Raw genomic sequence first — 15,643 nt, 5'->3', positions numbered from 1 at the left:
GACAGGGACCAACGCCCCCCGTGGAACTGTTCGTGACACTGCTTGGCGGCGTCGTGTTCGGACTCGCGCTGGCGGCCCCGCCGGGACCGATGAACGCCGTGATCGCCGAGGAGAGCGTCCTCCGGGGGTGGCACGCCGGCTTCCGAGCCGGCCTCGGTGCGATGATCGCCGATCTGGCCTTTCTGGGCCTCGCGATCGTCGGTCTGGTGACGGTCGTGCGCGACAACCCCGACGTGGAGACGGCGATGCTCGCGGGCGGCGGCCTGTTGATGCTGTACTTCGCAGTCGGTGCAGTCGACGACGCACAGACGTTCGTCGGCGACGATCCGGGGGACGGAAACGGGTTCTGGAAGGCGTTCCTGCTGGCGCTGACGAACCCCTATCAGGTGGTGTTCTGGCTGACCGTCGGCGTCGGACTGCTGGAGCCGGGCCGACTGGACGTGCTGGCACCCCTTCCCGTCGTCGGCCCGTCGCTGGCAGAGCGGGTCGTCGTCCAGACCGGGCACCCGGTCCTGCTGGTCGGGCTGTTCGCGGGCATCGTACTGTGGATCACGAGCTTCCCCGCGGCGCTCGTTGGGGCCCGAGAGCGTGTCGAACGCCTCGCACCGGCGGTGGCATGGCTCTCGGCGCTCGTGCTTGCGGGCTTCGGTGGCCTCTTTCTCGTCGAAGCCGTGGGCCGGCTCTAGTCGTCGCTGCCGACGCCGGTCGCCACGTCGCCGACGAGGGAGTCGTCGTCCATCTCGGCGACTTCCATCTCCAGCCACTCCTGGAACCACTTGGCCCGTTTGAGACGGCGGTGGACGATCGCTTCCGCGGTCTCGCTCTCGATGCGCTGGCGAGCGTCCTCGCCGCGTTCGATCACGCGGCCGACCATCTCGGCGGCGTCCATGTGCGAACGCGACTCGTAGCCCATCCGCAGGAGCATCAACGCCGTCCCGTTGGCACCGACCTTGTCGAGTACGTCGGCCTCGATGAGACACTGAGTCTCCAGCGGGAGGTCGGTCAGATCGTCCTGGTAGGAGTGGTCTCGGACGGCGCTACACACCTGCTCGACGAACGAATCGGGATAGTCGCCGTGGCTCAGCAGGTACTCGCGGGCGATCGTCGCGCCGACCTCCGCGTGGACGTCCTGCTCGGCCTCCAGCTTCGCGATGTCGTGAAACAGCGCCGCCACGCGGGTCACGTCGACGTTCGCCCCTTCCTCGCGTGCGATCTCGACGGCGAGATCGACGACGTTCAGGATGTGGTTGAAGCGATACTCCGCGGAGTGCCACGGGTACCACCGCATTCGGCCGCCTTCCTCTTCGTTCTCGACGCTCGCGGCGAGATAGTCGTGGACGAAGTCCCGCATCGCCTCGAACTCGGCGTCCGAAACCGGTGATTCACGGATTTCGACGCCCACAGAAGCACCTCCGTCGTCGCAGTTCGTTATTCATCTTACGTACAAAAAGGTCCGTTCGACTCTTTAGCGTTACGACACCTCCAACGACTCGAAACGATCCCGAATACACCCACAGTCAGGCCACAGAAGCACCACAGCGACGCTCTCGGGGTTAGTCGAGGCGAACAGAGAGACGAACGCGTGTCTCGATCGTGGTCGTCGAACGTCAGGGCACGTCTGATCGAGGGTCGTCGAGGCGTCGCCATATTCATCGTTGGTTGTCACACGGTCAGCGCGTCGCGAAACGAAAAGAGACAGGGGCGACAGATTCGACCGCGGTCGTGGTTGAGCGACGTATTGGACGCAGTCGGAACCTGTCACCGAGAAGTACGCTCTGGAGCATGAATGCCAGATCAGAGCCGATTGGTTTCTGTCACCGTTCGATCTTTTGTTGCCGTATCGTACACCTCCAACAACAGAAGGCAGGCATTCGGACAGTAATAAGCGTTTCTCCGGGAGAGAATAAAGTAGTAAAGCACGGCCCCACACCTCTAGGAGTTCTAGGGAACTGTACGGAGAATGCCGGGCCAGAACACACGACTCCCCGGAAGTAGTGTTGCTCGTCTGAATTTTTATGCCGCCGGGGCCCGAACGAGGACGTATGTCGATCAGAAGAGCGGCGTCCCCAGACAAGCCCGCGATCCGCGACGTTGCCCGACGGTCGTTACAGGCGTCGTACTCGCTCGGACCGCACGCGATCACGAGCGCGATCGAGGAGTGGTACGGCGAGGACCGACTCGACGAGACGCTGTCCGACGACGGCCGCGTGTTGCTGGTCGCCGTCGAAGACGAGCAGGTCGTCGGCTTCTCGGAAAGTACGCTGGCCGGCGCAGAGATCGGAACGCTCCTCTGGTTGCACGTCGATCCGGCTTACCGAGGTCACGGCATCGCTTCGGAGCTGTTCGAGGCGACGAGGACAGAACTCGAATCGCTCGGTGCCGAACGGATCCACGGACGCGTGCTCTCGGACAACGCCGACGGAAACGCGTTCTACCGTTCGAAGGGCTTCGAGCCTGCCGGCGAGGAGACCGTCGAGATCGACGGGCGAACCTACGTCGAGCAGCGCTATGTCGAGACCAGCCCGAGCGGTCGCGAGCCCATCGAGACCGACGGTACCACCGTGTTCGTCGACCACGACGCGACCGAGAAGGGCTCTGTCGACGCCTTCCACCTGGTGTACCGAGACCAGGCGGACAGCGATCTGTACGGCTACTACTGTGTGAACTGTAGCACGCTCGCGAACGCGATGGACGCGATGGGACGGATCGAGTGTGACAACTGCGGCAACGTCCGCAAGCCCACGCGCTGGGACGCCGCGTACCTCTAGGTGTCCCGTCGTACGGACGTTACAGCGGCAGAGCGAGCCGGTCGCGAAGAGAACCGAAGGGCGAGTGCGATGGGGCCAACAGGTCAGGGATCCGGGCCGCGGCCGTCCCGCGCTGGGCGCAACACGAACGCGTAGTAGAGGACGAACACTGCGATCGCGATGGCGACGCCCAGAATCGTATCCATCAGGACCGTTTCGAGCGACGAGTGCAACGCGACGGCTGAAGCGATCGTACCCCCGAGAACGAAGCTTCGGACGAACATAGGCGTAGTTCGACCCACCGTTATATAAACGGAGATCCTCGTTTTCAGTCGCTGGGAGAAGGGGCGTACAGAATCGGGGCGTTGAAACGGGGCTGTCCCGAACGGGGAGGCGAGCATGGACGCCGACCGACGTATCGTCGACACCGAGGCCGTTCCCGACGACGGCACCGTGCTGTTCACCATCGTCGACGGGAGCGAACGGAGAGAGGGGATCTTACTGCGACTGTCCGACGGCATCGTCGCCTTCGAGAACTACTGCCCACACTGGCGAGACGTGCGTCTCGACAAGGGTTCGGGGGCGACGCTACGGGGAGCCGAACTCGTCTGTGAGAAACACGGCGCGACCTTCGAGACCGACACCGGATACTGTAACTTCGGTCCCTGTGAGGGCGCGACACTCAGCGAGGTCGACGTGACCGTCGCGGACGGCGGCGTCTACCTCACCGAAGACGGCTGCGAGTTCGGCGGACTGGGGCCGGCCGACGACGGTGACCTGTCCTCGGGGAGTCGGATCGGCTTCTCGGGGAACTGAAGCTGTCGGGAACCGGTCACTCGATGCGATAGGCGGGCTCGGAGATCGCCTCGCTCTTGCACTCGGGGCACCTGCTGGGTCGGTTGGTCAGGTCGTCGAAATCGTCGAATCCACACTCTTCGCAGGCCGGCGGTGCGACGAGCAACTGCTCGTCTGTCGACTCCAGCGAGCGAGCGATGTGTTCGACGTGATCGAGCGCGTCGCTGGTCCGTATTTCGAACTCTCGAGCGATCGCGCCCGCGGCGAGCGCCTCGGCCCGGAGTCGGTCGGCGATGCGCTGGCGCGTCGTCCGACTTGCCTCGCGCATGATATTCTTTGGCACACTATCGGTAAAATACTTTTTGTCTCCGGAATCGCCCGGCGACGACGGTTCCGACACCGCAGTTGTACTGTGATTGTTACGAGAGGCCGCGATCCCGGTGGGTGACAGGCGACACAGACGGACGCCCAGCAGTGCCAGCCGACGACGCTGTCGGTCCGAGACTCCCAGCGGAACACCCTGGGAGTCCCAGCTACCCGAAGTTCTCGATCTTGGCGTCGTCAGTCGTCCCGCCGGCATCCTCGACGGCGGCCGTCGCCGCGTCGATGAAGTCGGCGAACCCGTAGACGAACAGCTGGCCACCGTCTTCGAGCGCCGCGGCGGTGGCGTCGGTCAGGTCCTCGTCGGCGTCCAGGAGTCGCACGAAGGCACCGGCGTCGTCGAGCGCCGCCAGTCGCTCCTCGTGGACCGGCTCGTCGTCCCGGTAGACGATCGCCGCGTCGTTGCCCTCGGCCAGCGCACGCTCGGCGATTCCGACGGCGGGACCGACACCGGGACCGCCGGCCAGCACGACTGCTCGTGACTCGTCCTCGTAGTAGTCGCTGCCGAAGGGACCGGCCACGGTGACGGTGTCGCCGGCCGTCAGATCGCCAAGCAGCGGTCCGACCGTTCCGTCGGGATCGATCCCGACCGTGATCTCGAACGTCTCGGTCACCTCGGGCGAGGAGATCGTGTAGAATCGCGGTTCGGTCTCGCCGTCGACTTCGAAGGTGAGCTTGACGAACTGTCCCGGTCGAGCCGAGAAGTCCGCTGGCGTCTCGATGTCGATCGCCACCGTGTCGGGGCCGACCGCTCGGACGGCCGCGACGCGACAGTCGGTGTCGTCCATGGAGTCGCTTGGTGGATCGGCGCCAAGCCGGTTTCGATCCCGGCGACGCAACGTGTGACGAAAATTGTGACTCGGAATCGTGTATATATCCCCGACGCTACGATTGCAGAATCGCTCCACCCGATAGTCGACGGTTTACAGAAGGTTTTTCCTTTGGCGACGGGTACCCGAGGCTAGAATGCCCGAAGACCTCAACTGGGCCATCGGCGGCGAAGCCGGCGATGGAATCGACTCTACCGGGAAAATCTTCGCCCAGGCACTCTCACGGGCAGGTCGACACGTCTTCACGTCCAAGGACTTCGCGTCGCGTATCCGCGGTGGGTACACGGCCTACAAGGTCCGGACGGCTGTCGACCGCGTCGAGAGTGTCGTCGACAGACTGGACGTACTCATCGCACTGACAGAACGTACCATCGACGAGAACATGAACGAGCTCCACGAGGGCTCGGTCATCATCTACGACGGGGAGCGGACGACGATGCAGAACGTCGAGATCCCCGACGAGATGATCGGTCTCGAAGTGCCGCTCAAGCGACTCGCCGAGGAGGCCGGCGGCGCGATCATGGCCAACGTCGTCGCGCTCGGTGCCGCCTGTGAAGTGACCGGCTTCCCCATCGAGAACTTAGACGAGTCCCTGGAGAAGCGCTTCGGCGACAAGGGCGAGGCGATCGTCGAGAACAACAAGAAGGCTGCCCGCGCCGGCCAGGAGTTCGTCCAGGCGGAGTACGACCACGACTTTGGCTACTCGCTGGAGACGACGGACAACGACTACGTGCTGCTCAACGGCGACGAAGCGATCGGCATGGGCGCGATCGCCGCCGGTTGTCGGTTCTACTCCGGCTACCCGATCACGCCCGCGACGGACGTGATGGAGTACATGACCGGCCGCGTCGACCAGTTCGGTGGCAAGGTCGTCCAGGCCGAGGACGAACTCGCCGCGATCAACATGGCGCTTGGCGCTGCCCGTGCCGGCGCGCGTGCGATGACGGCCACGTCCGGCCCCGGGATCGACCTGATGACCGAGACCTTCGGGCTCGTCGCGACCACCGAGACGCCGCTGGTGATCTGTGACGTGATGCGCTCTGGCCCCTCCACGGGGATGCCGACCAAGCAAGAACAGGGCGACCTCAACATGGCGCTGTACGGCGGCCACGGCGAGATTCCGCGGTTCGTCGTCACGCCGACGAACATCTCGGAGTGTTTCTGGAAGACCGTCGAGGCGTTCAACCTCGCCGAGAAGTACCAGACACCGGTCTTCCTCGTGTCCGACCTCGCTCTGGCAGTGACCGAACAGACGTTCGCACCAGAGACCTTCGACATGGACGAGGTCGAGATCGAGCGCGGGAAGGTCGTCGACGAGGACGACATCGACGGCTGGCAAAACGAGAAAGATCAGTTCCAGCCACACTTCCCCAGCGCCGACGGCGTCTCGCCACGGGCGTTCCCCGGAACGAGCGGCGGCGCACACATGACGACCGGCCTCGAACACGACGCGCTCGGTCGCCGGACCGAAGACACCGAGGTCCGCGAGGAACAGGTCGAGAAGCGCGAACGCAAGGTCGAGACCGCCCGCGAACAGGAAGACTGGGACTACCGCGAGTTCGGCGATCCCGACGCCGACACGCTGGTCGTCTCGTGGGGCTCGAACGAGGGGGCGATGCGCGAAGGACTGGAGATGCTCGCCGATGAGGGCCTCGACGTGCGCTTCATCTCGGTGCCCTACATCTTCCCGCGACCCGACCTCAGCGAGGAGATCGAGGCCGCAGAGCAGACGATCGTCGTCGAGTGTAACGCCACCGGACAGTTCGCCGACGTGATCGAACACGACGTGCTCGAACGCGTCGACCGCGTCAACAAGTACGACGGCGTCCGCTTCAAGGCCGACGAACTGGCCGAAGAGATCAAAGACGCCGTCGCCGAGGAGACAGAGGTGTCAGCATGAGTTCAGACATTCGCTTTACCGACTTCAAGTCCGACAAGCAACCGACCTGGTGTCCCGGCTGCGGTGACTTCGGCACCATGAACGGCATGATGAAGGCGCTGGCCGAAACGGGCAACGACCCCGACAACACCTTCGTCGTGGCCGGCATCGGTTGTTCAGGCAAGATCGGAACGTACATGCACAGCTACGCGCTCCACGGCGTCCACGGACGCGCGCTCCCGGTCGGTATCGGCGTCAAGCTCGCCAACCCCGACCTCGAAGTGATGGTCGCTGGCGGCGACGGCGACGGCTACTCCATCGGTGCCGGCCACTTCATCCACGCCGTCCGCCGGAACGTCGACATGACCTACGTGGTCATGGACAACCGTATCTACGGGCTGACCAAGGGCCAGGCCTCGCCGACCTCGCGCGAGGACTTCGAGACCTCGACCTCGCCGGACGGTCCGAACCAGCCGCCGGTCAACCCCAAGGCGCTCGCCCTCTCCGCGGGCGCGACGTTCATCGCTCAGTCGTTCTCTTCGAACTCCCAGCGCCACGCCCAGCTGGTCCAGGAAGCGATCGAACACGACGGCTTCGGCTTCGTCAACGTCTACTCGCCGTGTGTGACGTTCAACGACGTCGACACCTACGACTACTTCCGCGACTCGATCCAGGACTTGGAGGAGACCGACCACGACGAGACCGACGCCGATCAGGCCAAAGACAAGATCCTCGACGGCGACAAGGAGTACATGGGCGTGCTCTACCGCGACGACGACTCCGTGCCCTTCGACGAGCGCGAAGGATTCGACCAGAACATGAGCGAGATCCCCGACGGCGCACCCGACGGTGCGATGGACCTCGTTCGAGAGTTCTACTAAACCATCTTTTTGCTCGGCGGGTTCGAGTCGCGCTCTCCGAGCGCGCTCGAACCGCTTGAGCAAAAACATGGGTGAAAAAGGCTCGACCTCACTCCGTTCGGTCGAGTGAACCGGGCGACCTACCGGGTCCTTCGGACCGCTCGGTCGCCCGGATGCTACGACGAAAACGATCGGTACCTCAGCCGTCACCGTCGTCTTCGGGAAGTTCGCCCGGTGTTCCGCGAGATGGAGCGACGTGTTCGTGTCGGAGTCGATGCCCAGCATCAGGACGCGCCCGCCCCGTTCGTACACCGCACCCAGCGGCGAGTCGTCGCCCAGCCCGTAGTCGAAGCTGTGGTCGGCGACGACGGCGTCGGCGTCCGCGCCCATCGCCGCGAAAGGGCGGACTACACGACGTCGTTGCCGAGACCGATCACGAGATCGACAGCCGACGGACCGACGAACAGGGATTTACCCACGCCTACGTCTACGACGGGCCGATGAGCACGATCCACATCGACTATGACTGCAGTACCCACCGGGAGAAGGGGATGCGAGGCGTGATCGCAGTGGGCGACGGTGCGAAGCTGTAGCGTCGCTTGATCGTGCTCAAAGTTTGCCGGGCAGTACGTCGGGTTCTCCAGACCGATAGATGTCCTGGCAACCACCGTTTTCGTGGTCGGGTCGTTCGCCCCGTCTGCTCACGGGCCGCAGGCCCGTTCGCATGGTATGCGAGACCGCTGGTCCCGCACTACTCACAACCGCTCCCCGAAAAACGTGGGCGAAAAAGCGGGATTCGCGTCGTGCGCGAATCCCGTGGCTCAGGGCTTGCCGGGGAGTACTTCTGGCTCACCAGACCGATAGATGTACTCTACGGCGACGCCGGTCAGCGGCGAGTCGACGGCGGTCGCGTACTCCTTGGCCAGATCGAGGTACTGTTCGGTGATGTCGACGACCCGGCGGTAGGCCGCCTCGTCGTCGGGTGCCAGCAGGTACTCGGCAGTGACCGGCGTCAGCTGGCCCTCTCGACGGTCGTCGGCGTAGTCGTCCACGTCGTCGAGCCAGATCTGTGCGCCGACGATCGCGAGCACGATAGCACGGGCGAACTCGTCTTCGATGTCGAGGCCAGCGAGTCGGTACAGGTCGAGCATACCGTCGTACAGCACGCCGACGCGGGCGTACTGAGTCTTCATGTACGGAAGTTCTCGTTCGGCCTCCGAGAACAGTTCGGCGACGTCGTCGTCGGTGAACGCGGCGAACTTGTACTCGTCGCGAACGTCCGCGAGTGCCGTGTCGTCGCCGTCTTCGGCGGCGTCCATGAGGTCGCGAAAGTGGGCGTCCCGATCCTGGTGGGCCTCGCTGTAGTCGACGGCCCACTGGTAGCGCTGGGCGACGATCGGCGGCAGCCCGTCGAGGATCTCGTCGAGGTGGTCCTGGAGCGCGCCCTGTGCGACTTCGGCGACGCGGCGCATCTCGTCGGGCTCGAAGTCGACGGCGAAGTCCTCGAACTCGGCGTCGTTGATCGCATCGCGCATGTCGCCGTCGATCAGCGCCTCGATGGAGAGGCGGGTCATCTGCTCGGCCCGAACGACCATCTCACGGGGCGACAGCTCCTGTGCGGGGCCGGCCTGGAGCGCCGTCTCGTCGACGTCGGGGACGCCGCTGGCGATCTCGTCGGTCACGGGGTCCTCGTCGGCTCGCTGGCGCGCACGGCGGTAGACGTAGCCAAGCGTCAGCTGTGCGGGCAACACGAGCTTCGTGTCGTACTCGAAGCTGACGCTGTCGCGGTCGAACGCCTCCGCGAGGGCGTCCTCGACGAGCGCGAACACGTCGTCGATCATCCGCTCGGTCCGATCGTCGATCTCGCCTTTCAGCGACAGACTCCCGTAGTCGAAGACGCCGACGTCGGCGTAGTAGCCAAGCACCGCTCTGACTGCCGTCGGGAGCCGACCGCTGTCGGCGAGTCGCCCTGCACCTGTCTTGAGCATTGAGACCACCTGCGGACGAAATCGCCCGCGCTATCGAAGTGCTGTGCTCGGCGGGGGCTTTACGCTTTCGAGAGACGCGGCGACGACGTTCAGCAAGACTCATTACCGGCACGTCGTATCACAGGATATGAGTGAGCGTTTTGACGTGGTCGTCGCCGGTGCCGGGCCAGCAGGGGCCCAGTGTGCCCGGGACCTGGCTGCGCGGAACTACGACGTTCTCGTCCTCGAAACGGAGCCAGAAGACGGGTTCCCACGTCAAAGCAACAAGTCGACGGCGGGCACCTTCCCCTCGATGATGGCGTCGTTTTCGATCCCCGACGACGTGGTCATGCAGTACACGGACAGCGTCGTCCTCGAATCGCCCAACGACTACTACGTCCAGGATCAGGCCGGCGCGGTGCTCGAGTTCGCCGAGTTCAAGCAGTTCCTCGTCGCCGACAGCCGCGAGAAGGGCGCAGAGTATCGCTTCGACTCGCGGGTGACCGCGCCGATCACCGAGGACGGCGAGATCGTCGGCGTCAGCTACAACGGCGATCGGGAGGTCTACGCCGAGATCGTCGTCGACGCGACGGGACCGGCCGCGCCGCTGGCGAAGAAACTCGACGTGTGTGACCTGAAGCGCGAGCACCAGGCTATCGGAATCGAGTACGAGTTCGAGAACGTCGACGTGAACCACCCCGAGTACGCCGACCTCCGGGACGCGATGATGCTCCGGCTGGACCACGACCTCGCACCGGGTGGGTACTCGTGGATCTTCCACACGGGCGGGCGGTCGGCGAAGGTCGGGCTCTGCTACATCCAAAACGACTCCCACAGCCAGCGAGCGAAGGAGGGAATGGGCATCGACGACTACCTCGACTACTGGCTCGACCGTGATCCCCGGTTCGACGACGCCGAAAAGCTCGAATCGAAACAACACCGCGGCTCGGCACACATCCAGCGGCCGTCCTCGATGAGTACGGACTCGTTCATGGCGATCGGCGACACCGTCCCGACGATCGATCCGCTGTGGGGCGAGGGGATCCACAAGGGGATGAAGTCGGCCCGGATGGCGGCGATCACCGCCGACGCCTGCCTCACGCCCGAGACGCCAAACACCGACGCCGAGACGATGGCGACCTACGACAAGCTCTGGCACAGCGAGGTCGCACCACGAGCTCGCGAGCGACTGTTGATGACGGAACTGCTCTATCTCGTCCCCAACAGTCGCTACGACCAGCTGATGGCCGACCTGAAGGAAGTCAGTGCGGGGACGCTCGCACGCGTCAACGCCGGCGAGAAGCGCGCGATCAGTAAGCTGTTGCACCTCTCGGACCTGCCGACGCTCGTGAAGTACGCCCGTCGGCGACTGAGCGCCTGACTGTCGCGGTCGTTCAGCAGCTTTTTTGCCGGCCACTCGGATGCACTACCAATGAGTTCTGGGGCACCAGTCGTCGGTGTCGTCGGTGAGATCGACGACGATCTCGTCGATGCAATCGAAGACGCAGGGGGGCGGGTGCGAACCGGCACGGCCGAGGCCGTCGTCGCAGATGCCCCCGACGTAGTGGTCGCCGTCGGCGAACCCGCGACGCTCGCGGTCGCACGCCAGCACCCGTCGATGCCGGTCGTTCCCGTCGAGGCGGGTCGTGGACTCCGCTCGGTTCCCGGAGACGCCGCCGTCGAGGCGGCCGACTCGATCGTCGCCGGAGAGTGGACGACTGAATCCCACCCGCTCGTAGCCGTCGAGCTAGACGGCGAGCGAGTCGACCGCGCCCTGCTGGACGCGACGCTCGTCACGTCGGAGGCCGCCCGGATCTCCGAGTTCGCCGTCACCGCACGGGCGACCCGCGTCGGGCAGTTCCGGGCCGACGGCGTCGTCGTCGCCACGCCGGCCGGAACGCCCGGGTACGCACGGCAGGTCGGAACGCCGGTCGTCGCCGCCGAGACCGGCGTCCTCGCGATCGCTCCGATCGCACCCTTCGCGACCAACCCCGACCACTGGCTCGTGGGCGACGAACGGATTACTCTCACTGTCGAGCGGGACGAGGCCGACGTAACGCTGTTCGCCGACGATCGATCCGTCGCTCCGGTCCCACCCGGTGAGACGGTGACGCTGACGACGGATCGCTCGGTCACGGTCGCCGTGCTCCCGGCGAGCCGACCCAGATTCCCGTAGCTCGGACCGAGAATTGGAAAGACACTAATGGGCGTCGGACGGATTTGCTTCTATGGAGCCGTTCGTCAACATCTTCGGGCAGCTGGACACGCTCCAGAGTTTTATCGAGCCTGTCCTGCTCGCGCTCGTCGTCGCCAACATGGTGACGCGATACCTCGCCCACAACCGTCACGTCGAACAGTACGAGGACGGCGGTGCGGACGCGATCAGCCGCTTTATTCCTCACGAGGCGACCAACGTGCTGCTGATGCTGGCCTCGTTTTACTACCTCACCGTCAACCACCACGGGGGAATGGTCCTCTCGATGTTCGTAGCGGGACTGCTCATCACCGATCTCTTCGAGTTCGAGTCCCGGAAGGTCGAAGCCCGTCGTGACATCCCGCTGGACCGGCCGAAGGCGTCGCTGAGCCTCTGGACGCTGTCGCTTCTGTACCTGGGCTTCCAGATGCTCTTTACCGGGACGCTCGGAACGATCCTCTGAGACGGATTATTGTAGATCTTTCCCGGATTGACCGCACACCGTGGTGCGGTCGACCGGGAAAACGGCTACAATAATCCGTATGAGACGGGCCGTCGCCGTTTTCCGGTCAACCGTACGTGGCGTGTGGCCGGCCGTGATTGCTACCGATCAGTGGTGGGTCCGACAGTCGTCGCTTCGTCTCCGATCGGCCACACGCACTCGTGGCCACGTTTCTGTTCTGTGATCGGCAGCTCCCGTTTCGACGCCGGCAGCGCGCTCGCCGGCTCGGCGACGACGCGATGCAGTCGGCCGTCACCGTCACGAGCGGGGCGCTACGCTCGATACATCACAGACAGCACAGACGATGTCTCTGGCGTCGCCCACGGGACAGCGGCATATTGCGATGGCACGGAAGAGAGCAAAGCGGCTGTCGATCTCACGTGCGGGAGCAGCGAGAACGACGCCGTCGGTCAGTTGCTACGCTCGGCCCAGACCTGGCGGCCTTCCTCGACCAGCGGGATCAGGAGCCAGAACGTGAGCGCGCCGATGATGGCGAACCAGAAGAACGCGTCGCCCATGAACAGGGCCACCTGATCGTAGACCGTCAGCGCCTCTGCGGGGGGCGCTTCGCCGGTCAGCTGTGCGCCTTCGAAGCTCGGAGTCCTGTACCAGCCGGCGACCGTCATCCAGCCGAGACCCCCGATCACGAGGGCAGATAGCCCTTTGATGAACTCGTCAGCCATTACCTGAATCTTCGGCAGCGTCGTCTTTAGACTTTCCCATTTCCTCGGTGCGAAAGCGCGTCGAAAAGGCGTAGACGACGGCACCGAACACGATCAGTCCGATCCCGGCGAGTGCCACGATCGGGTCGATCTCCGACGCCGGGAGCGTCGCTCGTTCCGTCGCTCGGTCGACGAGCACGAAGCCACCGACGACGCCGACGACCGCAAACAGCGTCGAGAACACGGTGACGGTCTTGTACACCCGGAGGGGGACGACCACGTCACGGTCCTGGTCTGTGCCCGCGTCGACCGACTGTTCGTCCGTCATCGACGGCTCTAGGAGCGGCAGCTACTTATATCGGGCGAGACGGCGACAAAAGAGCGACGGCGAGTTACTTCGGCGGTCGCAGCCGGTAGTAACGACGGTTGAGGTTGAACATGTACCCCTCTCGCATCGTCCGGAGCGCGGCGTAGGTGATCGCTCCGCAGACGATCGGGAACAGGAAGCTCAGGTCGAGCAGGAGATCCGACCCCATGGGGATGAGGTTCTGGACCGACAGCGCCGCGATGGTCAGGCTGAAGACCACGCCGGCCATCCCGACGGCCGCCCAGAACGGCTGTTCGACCGGTCGCCGCGCCGAGCCCTTGTTGAGGAAGGGGACGATCGCGACGATGCCGACGACGACGACGTTCGCGATGACGCCGTACATCCGGTCGCTCATCAGCTTCTGGCCGCCGAGGAGACTTATCTCCGGATTCAGACTCTGGATCTTCAGGAGGCCAAAGGACCAGTAGAGATACCAGTCGGGCAGGATGATCGCCGGGGTCTTGTTGGCGTTGGCCGGGTGGGGCATCTCGGGGGGGAGTGCCGCCGAGAGGAACAGGATCATCCCCACGAAGAAGGAGGTGAGCGCGAGGTTGCGCATCATCTCGTGGGGCCAGGCCGGGAACGCCAACACGTCGCGCTCGACGTAGTCCGACTGCTGGCGCAGGTCCTGATCTTCACGCCGGGACCGCTCGAAGTACTCGTAGGTCAGGCGGGCGAGTCCCTCGGTTCGTTCCTTGCGCTCTCGCCACGTCGGCGTCTCGTCGTCCGGCGCGACGATGCCTGTACCGGAACCGTCCGTACGAACGTCGTCGTTGGTGTCGTTGTCGCTCATGATTAGTGTGGTTCAGCGATGCCCTGCATCCAGACGATACCGATGTGGACTGCGATGATCGCAGTCGTGATGAACGGCAGGAAGAACACGTGTAGGATGTACATCCGTTGTAACGTGCTCTGTGACAGGGTGAACCCGCCGAACATCAGCTGTGCGACCCACTCGCCGATGAGCGGGATCGACAGCGCCATCTCGACGCCGATCTGGCCGGCCCAGTAGCTCAGCTGGCTCCAGGGCAGCAGGTAGCCCGTGTACCCGAACACGAGCGTCAGCGAGATCAGCACGATGCCGATGATCCAGTTGACCTCACGGGGTTCCTTGTACGCGCCGGTGAAGTAGACCCGGAGCATGTGGAGGAACACGGCGGCCACCATCACCTGCGCGGCCCAGCGGTGGATCGACCGCAGGAGGTACCCGAGGTTGAGTTCGCCCATGATGATCTGGACCGACTCGTAGGCGACCGTCGCGGTCCCGTCGGAGGCGGCCGCAGCCGGTGCGTAGTAGAACCCGAGCAGAGCACCCGAGATCGCCGCGACGACGTAGGAGATCGTCGAGAACGATCCGAGCGCGTACAGCGGGTACCAGTACCAGAACTTGTTGTCGAGGTTGTACTGTTCCGTGTGGCTCTTTGGCATCTGCATGTTGACCTTGTAGTACAGGTCTTCGAGCAGTTCCAGGTAGTCGACGATGCGCAGTCGCTTGTCGAGCCACAGCAGCGCCGTCAGGTAGATGGATTCGAGCGTCGTCAGCTCTCTGGACTCCATCCACCCTTTGTGGTCGTGGTCGTCTTTGCGTTCTAAACTCATTGTTCTATAGTGGCCGCGGCAGCGCGGTGAAGGTCACCTGTGTCGGGCTGAACGGGTCGTACACCGACTGGTGGCACTGGCAGTACACCTTGTCTTCGGCGTTGTACGCAGCAGCGCCCGACAGCGTCTTGTAGCCAGGGTTACAGCAGAAGTGGGTACACTTGTTGACCCAGGCCATGAAGGACTGTTCGGTCGCCTCGGCGAAGTACTGCTGGACCGGGCCCGGAACGCTGGAGTACTTGCCTTCTCCGTTCGCGATCTTGGGGACCTCCGGGGATCGGAGGACCTGCACGGTGATGCTCTGTGCGTCACCATCGGACCGCCAGTTCGCGGTCGCGGGTTTGCCCAGTCCATCGCTCCCGATGTCGTTGCCCCACTCCTCGTAGTTGTCGAACATATCGACGGTGAGGGGGTCGCCGTCGGAGTACTCGGACTGCCAGTCGTAGTCACCGGTCGTCATGGTGAACGTGTTGTTCTGATCGGCCTGGGGCTGGACGCCCTCTGCCGTCTGGAGCCCGCAGTACTGGAGCATCTGCGAGGAGTAGGGGATCCCGCTCCCGCCGAAGTCGTCCTCGATCGCGATTCCACGCTCGGGATCGTACTCCGGCCAGAGGCCGTTCAGTTCCCCGTCTTCGATCGTGATCGGGATGATCGGCATGCCGCGTGGAGCCGGACCTGCCGTGTTTTCGATCGCGACGTACGTCGACGAACCGCCACCGACACCGCCCGACGACGTGGTACTGTCGAGGGCTGCTGCGCCGCCAGCGCCGACGCTCGACAGCGTCGCGCTCCCGACGACGCCCTTGACGAACCGTCGACGACCGGATTCGGCCGGATACTTGTCTTCGTCTAGTGGCATA

General features: G+C 64.3%; 18 protein-coding genes and 1 pseudogene. 8 read left to right on the top strand and 11 right to left on the bottom strand.

Going from position 1 to position 15,643, the window contains the following annotated elements; all coding sequences use genetic code 11:
• Positions 1-20: 20 nt before the first annotated feature.
• Complete coding sequence (locus tag ACAH01_RS05260) at positions 21-686, top strand: LysE family translocator (protein ID WP_372480475.1); 666 nt, start codon at positions 21-23, stop codon at positions 684-686.
• Here the strand turns inward: ACAH01_RS05260 and ACAH01_RS05255 are convergent.
• Positions 683-1,402 (bottom strand): HD domain-containing protein, encoded by a 720-nt coding sequence (locus tag ACAH01_RS05255; RefSeq protein WP_153554007.1) that lies wholly within the window; start codon positions 1,400-1,402, stop codon positions 683-685. The genes ACAH01_RS05260 and ACAH01_RS05255 overlap by 4 nt on opposite strands.
• Positions 1,403-2,042: 640 nt before the next feature.
• Here ACAH01_RS05255 and ACAH01_RS05250 point away from each other — a divergent pair.
• Positions 2,043-2,768 (top strand): GNAT family N-acetyltransferase, encoded by a 726-nt coding sequence (locus tag ACAH01_RS05250; RefSeq protein WP_170095063.1) that lies wholly within the window; start codon positions 2,043-2,045, stop codon positions 2,766-2,768.
• 83 nt (positions 2,769-2,851) lie between these two features.
• Here the strand turns inward: ACAH01_RS05250 and ACAH01_RS05245 are convergent, their stop codons facing one another.
• Entirely contained in the window at positions 2,852-3,031 is a 180-nt protein-coding gene (locus ACAH01_RS05245; protein WP_170095064.1) for a hypothetical protein, read from the bottom strand.
• A gap of 115 nt (positions 3,032-3,146) precedes the next feature.
• On the opposite strand from ACAH01_RS05245, the gene ACAH01_RS05240 reads away from it, so the two are divergent.
• On the top strand, positions 3,147-3,563 hold the full coding sequence (locus ACAH01_RS05240; protein ID WP_015764031.1) for a Rieske (2Fe-2S) protein: 417 nt from the start codon (positions 3,147-3,149) through the stop codon (positions 3,561-3,563).
• Positions 3,564-3,579: 16 nt separating this feature from the next.
• Here ACAH01_RS05240 and ACAH01_RS05235 read toward each other — a convergent pair whose 3' ends face one another.
• Both ACAH01_RS05235 and ACAH01_RS05230 read right to left on the bottom strand, forming a co-directional pair.
• The gene (locus ACAH01_RS05235) at positions 3,580-3,870 is read right to left on the bottom strand and encodes a transcriptional regulator (RefSeq protein WP_015764032.1); all 291 of its coding nucleotides are present in this window, start codon (positions 3,868-3,870) and stop codon (positions 3,580-3,582) included.
• Between the two features lie 205 nt (positions 3,871-4,075).
• Positions 4,076-4,711, bottom strand: a complete 636-nt coding sequence (locus tag ACAH01_RS05230; protein ID WP_208626706.1) for an FAD-dependent oxidoreductase — start codon at positions 4,709-4,711, stop codon at positions 4,076-4,078.
• A gap of 178 nt (positions 4,712-4,889) precedes the next feature.
• Here ACAH01_RS05230 and ACAH01_RS05225 point away from each other — a divergent pair, with 178 nt between their 5' ends.
• On the top strand, positions 4,890-6,653 hold the full coding sequence (locus tag ACAH01_RS05225) for a 2-oxoacid:acceptor oxidoreductase subunit alpha (RefSeq protein ID WP_372480474.1): 1,764 nt from the start codon (positions 4,890-4,892) through the stop codon (positions 6,651-6,653).
• The gene (locus tag ACAH01_RS05220) at positions 6,650-7,513 is read left to right on the top strand and encodes a 2-oxoacid:ferredoxin oxidoreductase subunit beta (protein WP_170095068.1); all 864 of its coding nucleotides are present in this window, start codon (positions 6,650-6,652) and stop codon (positions 7,511-7,513) included. Before ACAH01_RS05225 ends, ACAH01_RS05220 begins: the two co-directional genes overlap by 4 nt.
• Positions 7,514-7,690: 177 nt before the next feature.
• Here ACAH01_RS05220 and ACAH01_RS05215 read toward each other — a convergent pair.
• Both ACAH01_RS05215 and ACAH01_RS05210 read right to left on the bottom strand, forming a co-directional pair.
• Positions 7,691-7,882, bottom strand: a pseudogene (locus ACAH01_RS05215) (AAC(3) family N-acetyltransferase); the annotation flags it as partial.
• A gap of 431 nt (positions 7,883-8,313) precedes the next feature.
• The gene (locus ACAH01_RS05210) at positions 8,314-9,480 is read right to left on the bottom strand and encodes a hypothetical protein (protein WP_372480473.1); all 1,167 of its coding nucleotides are present in this window, start codon (positions 9,478-9,480) and stop codon (positions 8,314-8,316) included.
• A gap of 127 nt (positions 9,481-9,607) precedes the next feature.
• On the opposite strand from ACAH01_RS05210, the gene ACAH01_RS05205 reads away from it, so the two are divergent.
• Genes ACAH01_RS05205 through ACAH01_RS05195 form a run of 3 tightly spaced genes read left to right on the top strand, consistent with a single transcriptional unit; the run spans position 9,608 to position 12,116 of the window.
• Positions 9,608-10,840 carry a digeranylgeranylglycerophospholipid reductase gene (locus ACAH01_RS05205; RefSeq protein WP_372480472.1) on the top strand — a complete coding sequence of 411 codons (1,233 nt, stop codon included), beginning with the start codon at positions 9,608-9,610 and terminating at the stop codon, positions 10,838-10,840.
• Between the two features lie 51 nt (positions 10,841-10,891).
• Positions 10,892-11,635: an ATP-NAD kinase gene (locus tag ACAH01_RS05200; protein ID WP_372480471.1), complete on the top strand. Its 744-nt coding sequence runs from the start codon at positions 10,892-10,894 to the stop codon at positions 11,633-11,635.
• Between the two features lie 52 nt (positions 11,636-11,687).
• Positions 11,688-12,116 (top strand): hypothetical protein, encoded by a 429-nt coding sequence (locus tag ACAH01_RS05195; RefSeq protein ID WP_170095072.1) that lies wholly within the window; start codon positions 11,688-11,690, stop codon positions 12,114-12,116.
• Positions 12,117-12,565: 449 nt separating this feature from the next.
• Here ACAH01_RS05195 and ACAH01_RS05190 read toward each other — a convergent pair whose 3' ends face one another.
• The 5 genes from ACAH01_RS05190 to ACAH01_RS05170 form a co-directional block, all read right to left on the bottom strand.
• Positions 12,566-12,838 (bottom strand): hypothetical protein, encoded by a 273-nt coding sequence (locus ACAH01_RS05190; protein ID WP_170095073.1) that lies wholly within the window; start codon positions 12,836-12,838, stop codon positions 12,566-12,568.
• Entirely contained in the window at positions 12,831-13,145 is a 315-nt protein-coding gene (locus ACAH01_RS05185; protein ID WP_153554092.1) for a hypothetical protein, read from the bottom strand. Before ACAH01_RS05185 ends, ACAH01_RS05190 begins: the two co-directional genes overlap by 8 nt.
• Before the next feature lie 64 nt (positions 13,146-13,209).
• Positions 13,210-13,977 carry a cytochrome bc complex cytochrome b subunit gene (locus ACAH01_RS05180; protein ID WP_170095074.1) on the bottom strand — a complete coding sequence of 256 codons (768 nt, stop codon included), beginning with the start codon at positions 13,975-13,977 and terminating at the stop codon, positions 13,210-13,212.
• A gap of 2 nt (positions 13,978-13,979) precedes the next feature.
• Positions 13,980-14,783, bottom strand: a complete 804-nt coding sequence (locus ACAH01_RS05175; RefSeq protein ID WP_170095075.1) for a cytochrome bc complex cytochrome b subunit — start codon at positions 14,781-14,783, stop codon at positions 13,980-13,982.
• A gap of 4 nt (positions 14,784-14,787) precedes the next feature.
• Positions 14,788-15,642, bottom strand: coding sequence for a ubiquinol-cytochrome c reductase iron-sulfur subunit (locus ACAH01_RS05170; protein WP_372480470.1), 855 nt, complete (start codon positions 15,640-15,642; stop codon positions 14,788-14,790).
• Position 15,643 lies beyond the last annotated feature (1 nt).

Source organism: Halomicrobium sp. HM KBTZ05 (assembly GCF_041530035.1).
Taxonomy (GTDB): domain Archaea; phylum Halobacteriota; class Halobacteria; order Halobacteriales; family Haloarculaceae; genus Halomicrobium.
Note: the sequence above shows the minus strand (reverse complement) of the source record. Positions and strands in the feature narration are given on the sequence as shown.

Bases quoted from the DNA above. Each gene is read 5' to 3' on its own strand.
- ACAH01_RS05245 (WP_170095064.1), bottom strand. From the start codon at position 3,031: ATGTTCGTCCGAAGCTTCGTTCTCGGGGGTACGATCGCTTCAGCCGTC.
- ACAH01_RS05225 (WP_372480474.1), top strand. From the start codon at position 4,890: ATGCCCGAAGACCTCAACTGGGCCATCGGCGGCGAAGCCGGCGATGGA.
- ACAH01_RS05210 (WP_372480473.1), bottom strand. From the start codon at position 9,480: ATGCTCAAGACAGGTGCAGGGCGACTCGCCGACAGCGGTCGGCTCCCG.
- ACAH01_RS05195 (WP_170095072.1), top strand. From the start codon at position 11,688: ATGGAGCCGTTCGTCAACATCTTCGGGCAGCTGGACACGCTCCAGAGT.
- ACAH01_RS05175 (WP_170095075.1), bottom strand. From the start codon at position 14,783: ATGAGTTTAGAACGCAAAGACGACCACGACCACAAAGGGTGGATGGAG.
- ACAH01_RS05220 (WP_170095068.1), top strand. From the start codon at position 6,650: ATGAGTTCAGACATTCGCTTTACCGACTTCAAGTCCGACAAGCAACCG.
- ACAH01_RS05190 (WP_170095073.1), bottom strand. From the start codon at position 12,838: ATGGCTGACGAGTTCATCAAAGGGCTATCTGCCCTCGTGATCGGGGGT.
- ACAH01_RS05250 (WP_170095063.1), top strand. From the start codon at position 2,043: ATGTCGATCAGAAGAGCGGCGTCCCCAGACAAGCCCGCGATCCGCGAC.
- ACAH01_RS05185 (WP_153554092.1), bottom strand. From the start codon at position 13,145: ATGACGGACGAACAGTCGGTCGACGCGGGCACAGACCAGGACCGTGAC.
- ACAH01_RS05170 (WP_372480470.1), bottom strand. From the start codon at position 15,642: ATGCCACTAGACGAAGACAAGTATCCGGCCGAATCCGGTCGTCGACGG.
- ACAH01_RS05180 (WP_170095074.1), bottom strand. From the start codon at position 13,977: ATGAGCGACAACGACACCAACGACGACGTTCGTACGGACGGTTCCGGT.
- ACAH01_RS05230 (WP_208626706.1), bottom strand. From the start codon at position 4,711: ATGGACGACACCGACTGTCGCGTCGCGGCCGTCCGAGCGGTCGGCCCC.
- ACAH01_RS05200 (WP_372480471.1), top strand. From the start codon at position 10,892: ATGAGTTCTGGGGCACCAGTCGTCGGTGTCGTCGGTGAGATCGACGAC.
- ACAH01_RS05235 (WP_015764032.1), bottom strand. From the start codon at position 3,870: ATGCGCGAGGCAAGTCGGACGACGCGCCAGCGCATCGCCGACCGACTC.
- ACAH01_RS05240 (WP_015764031.1), top strand. From the start codon at position 3,147: ATGGACGCCGACCGACGTATCGTCGACACCGAGGCCGTTCCCGACGAC.
- ACAH01_RS05205 (WP_372480472.1), top strand. From the start codon at position 9,608: ATGAGTGAGCGTTTTGACGTGGTCGTCGCCGGTGCCGGGCCAGCAGGG.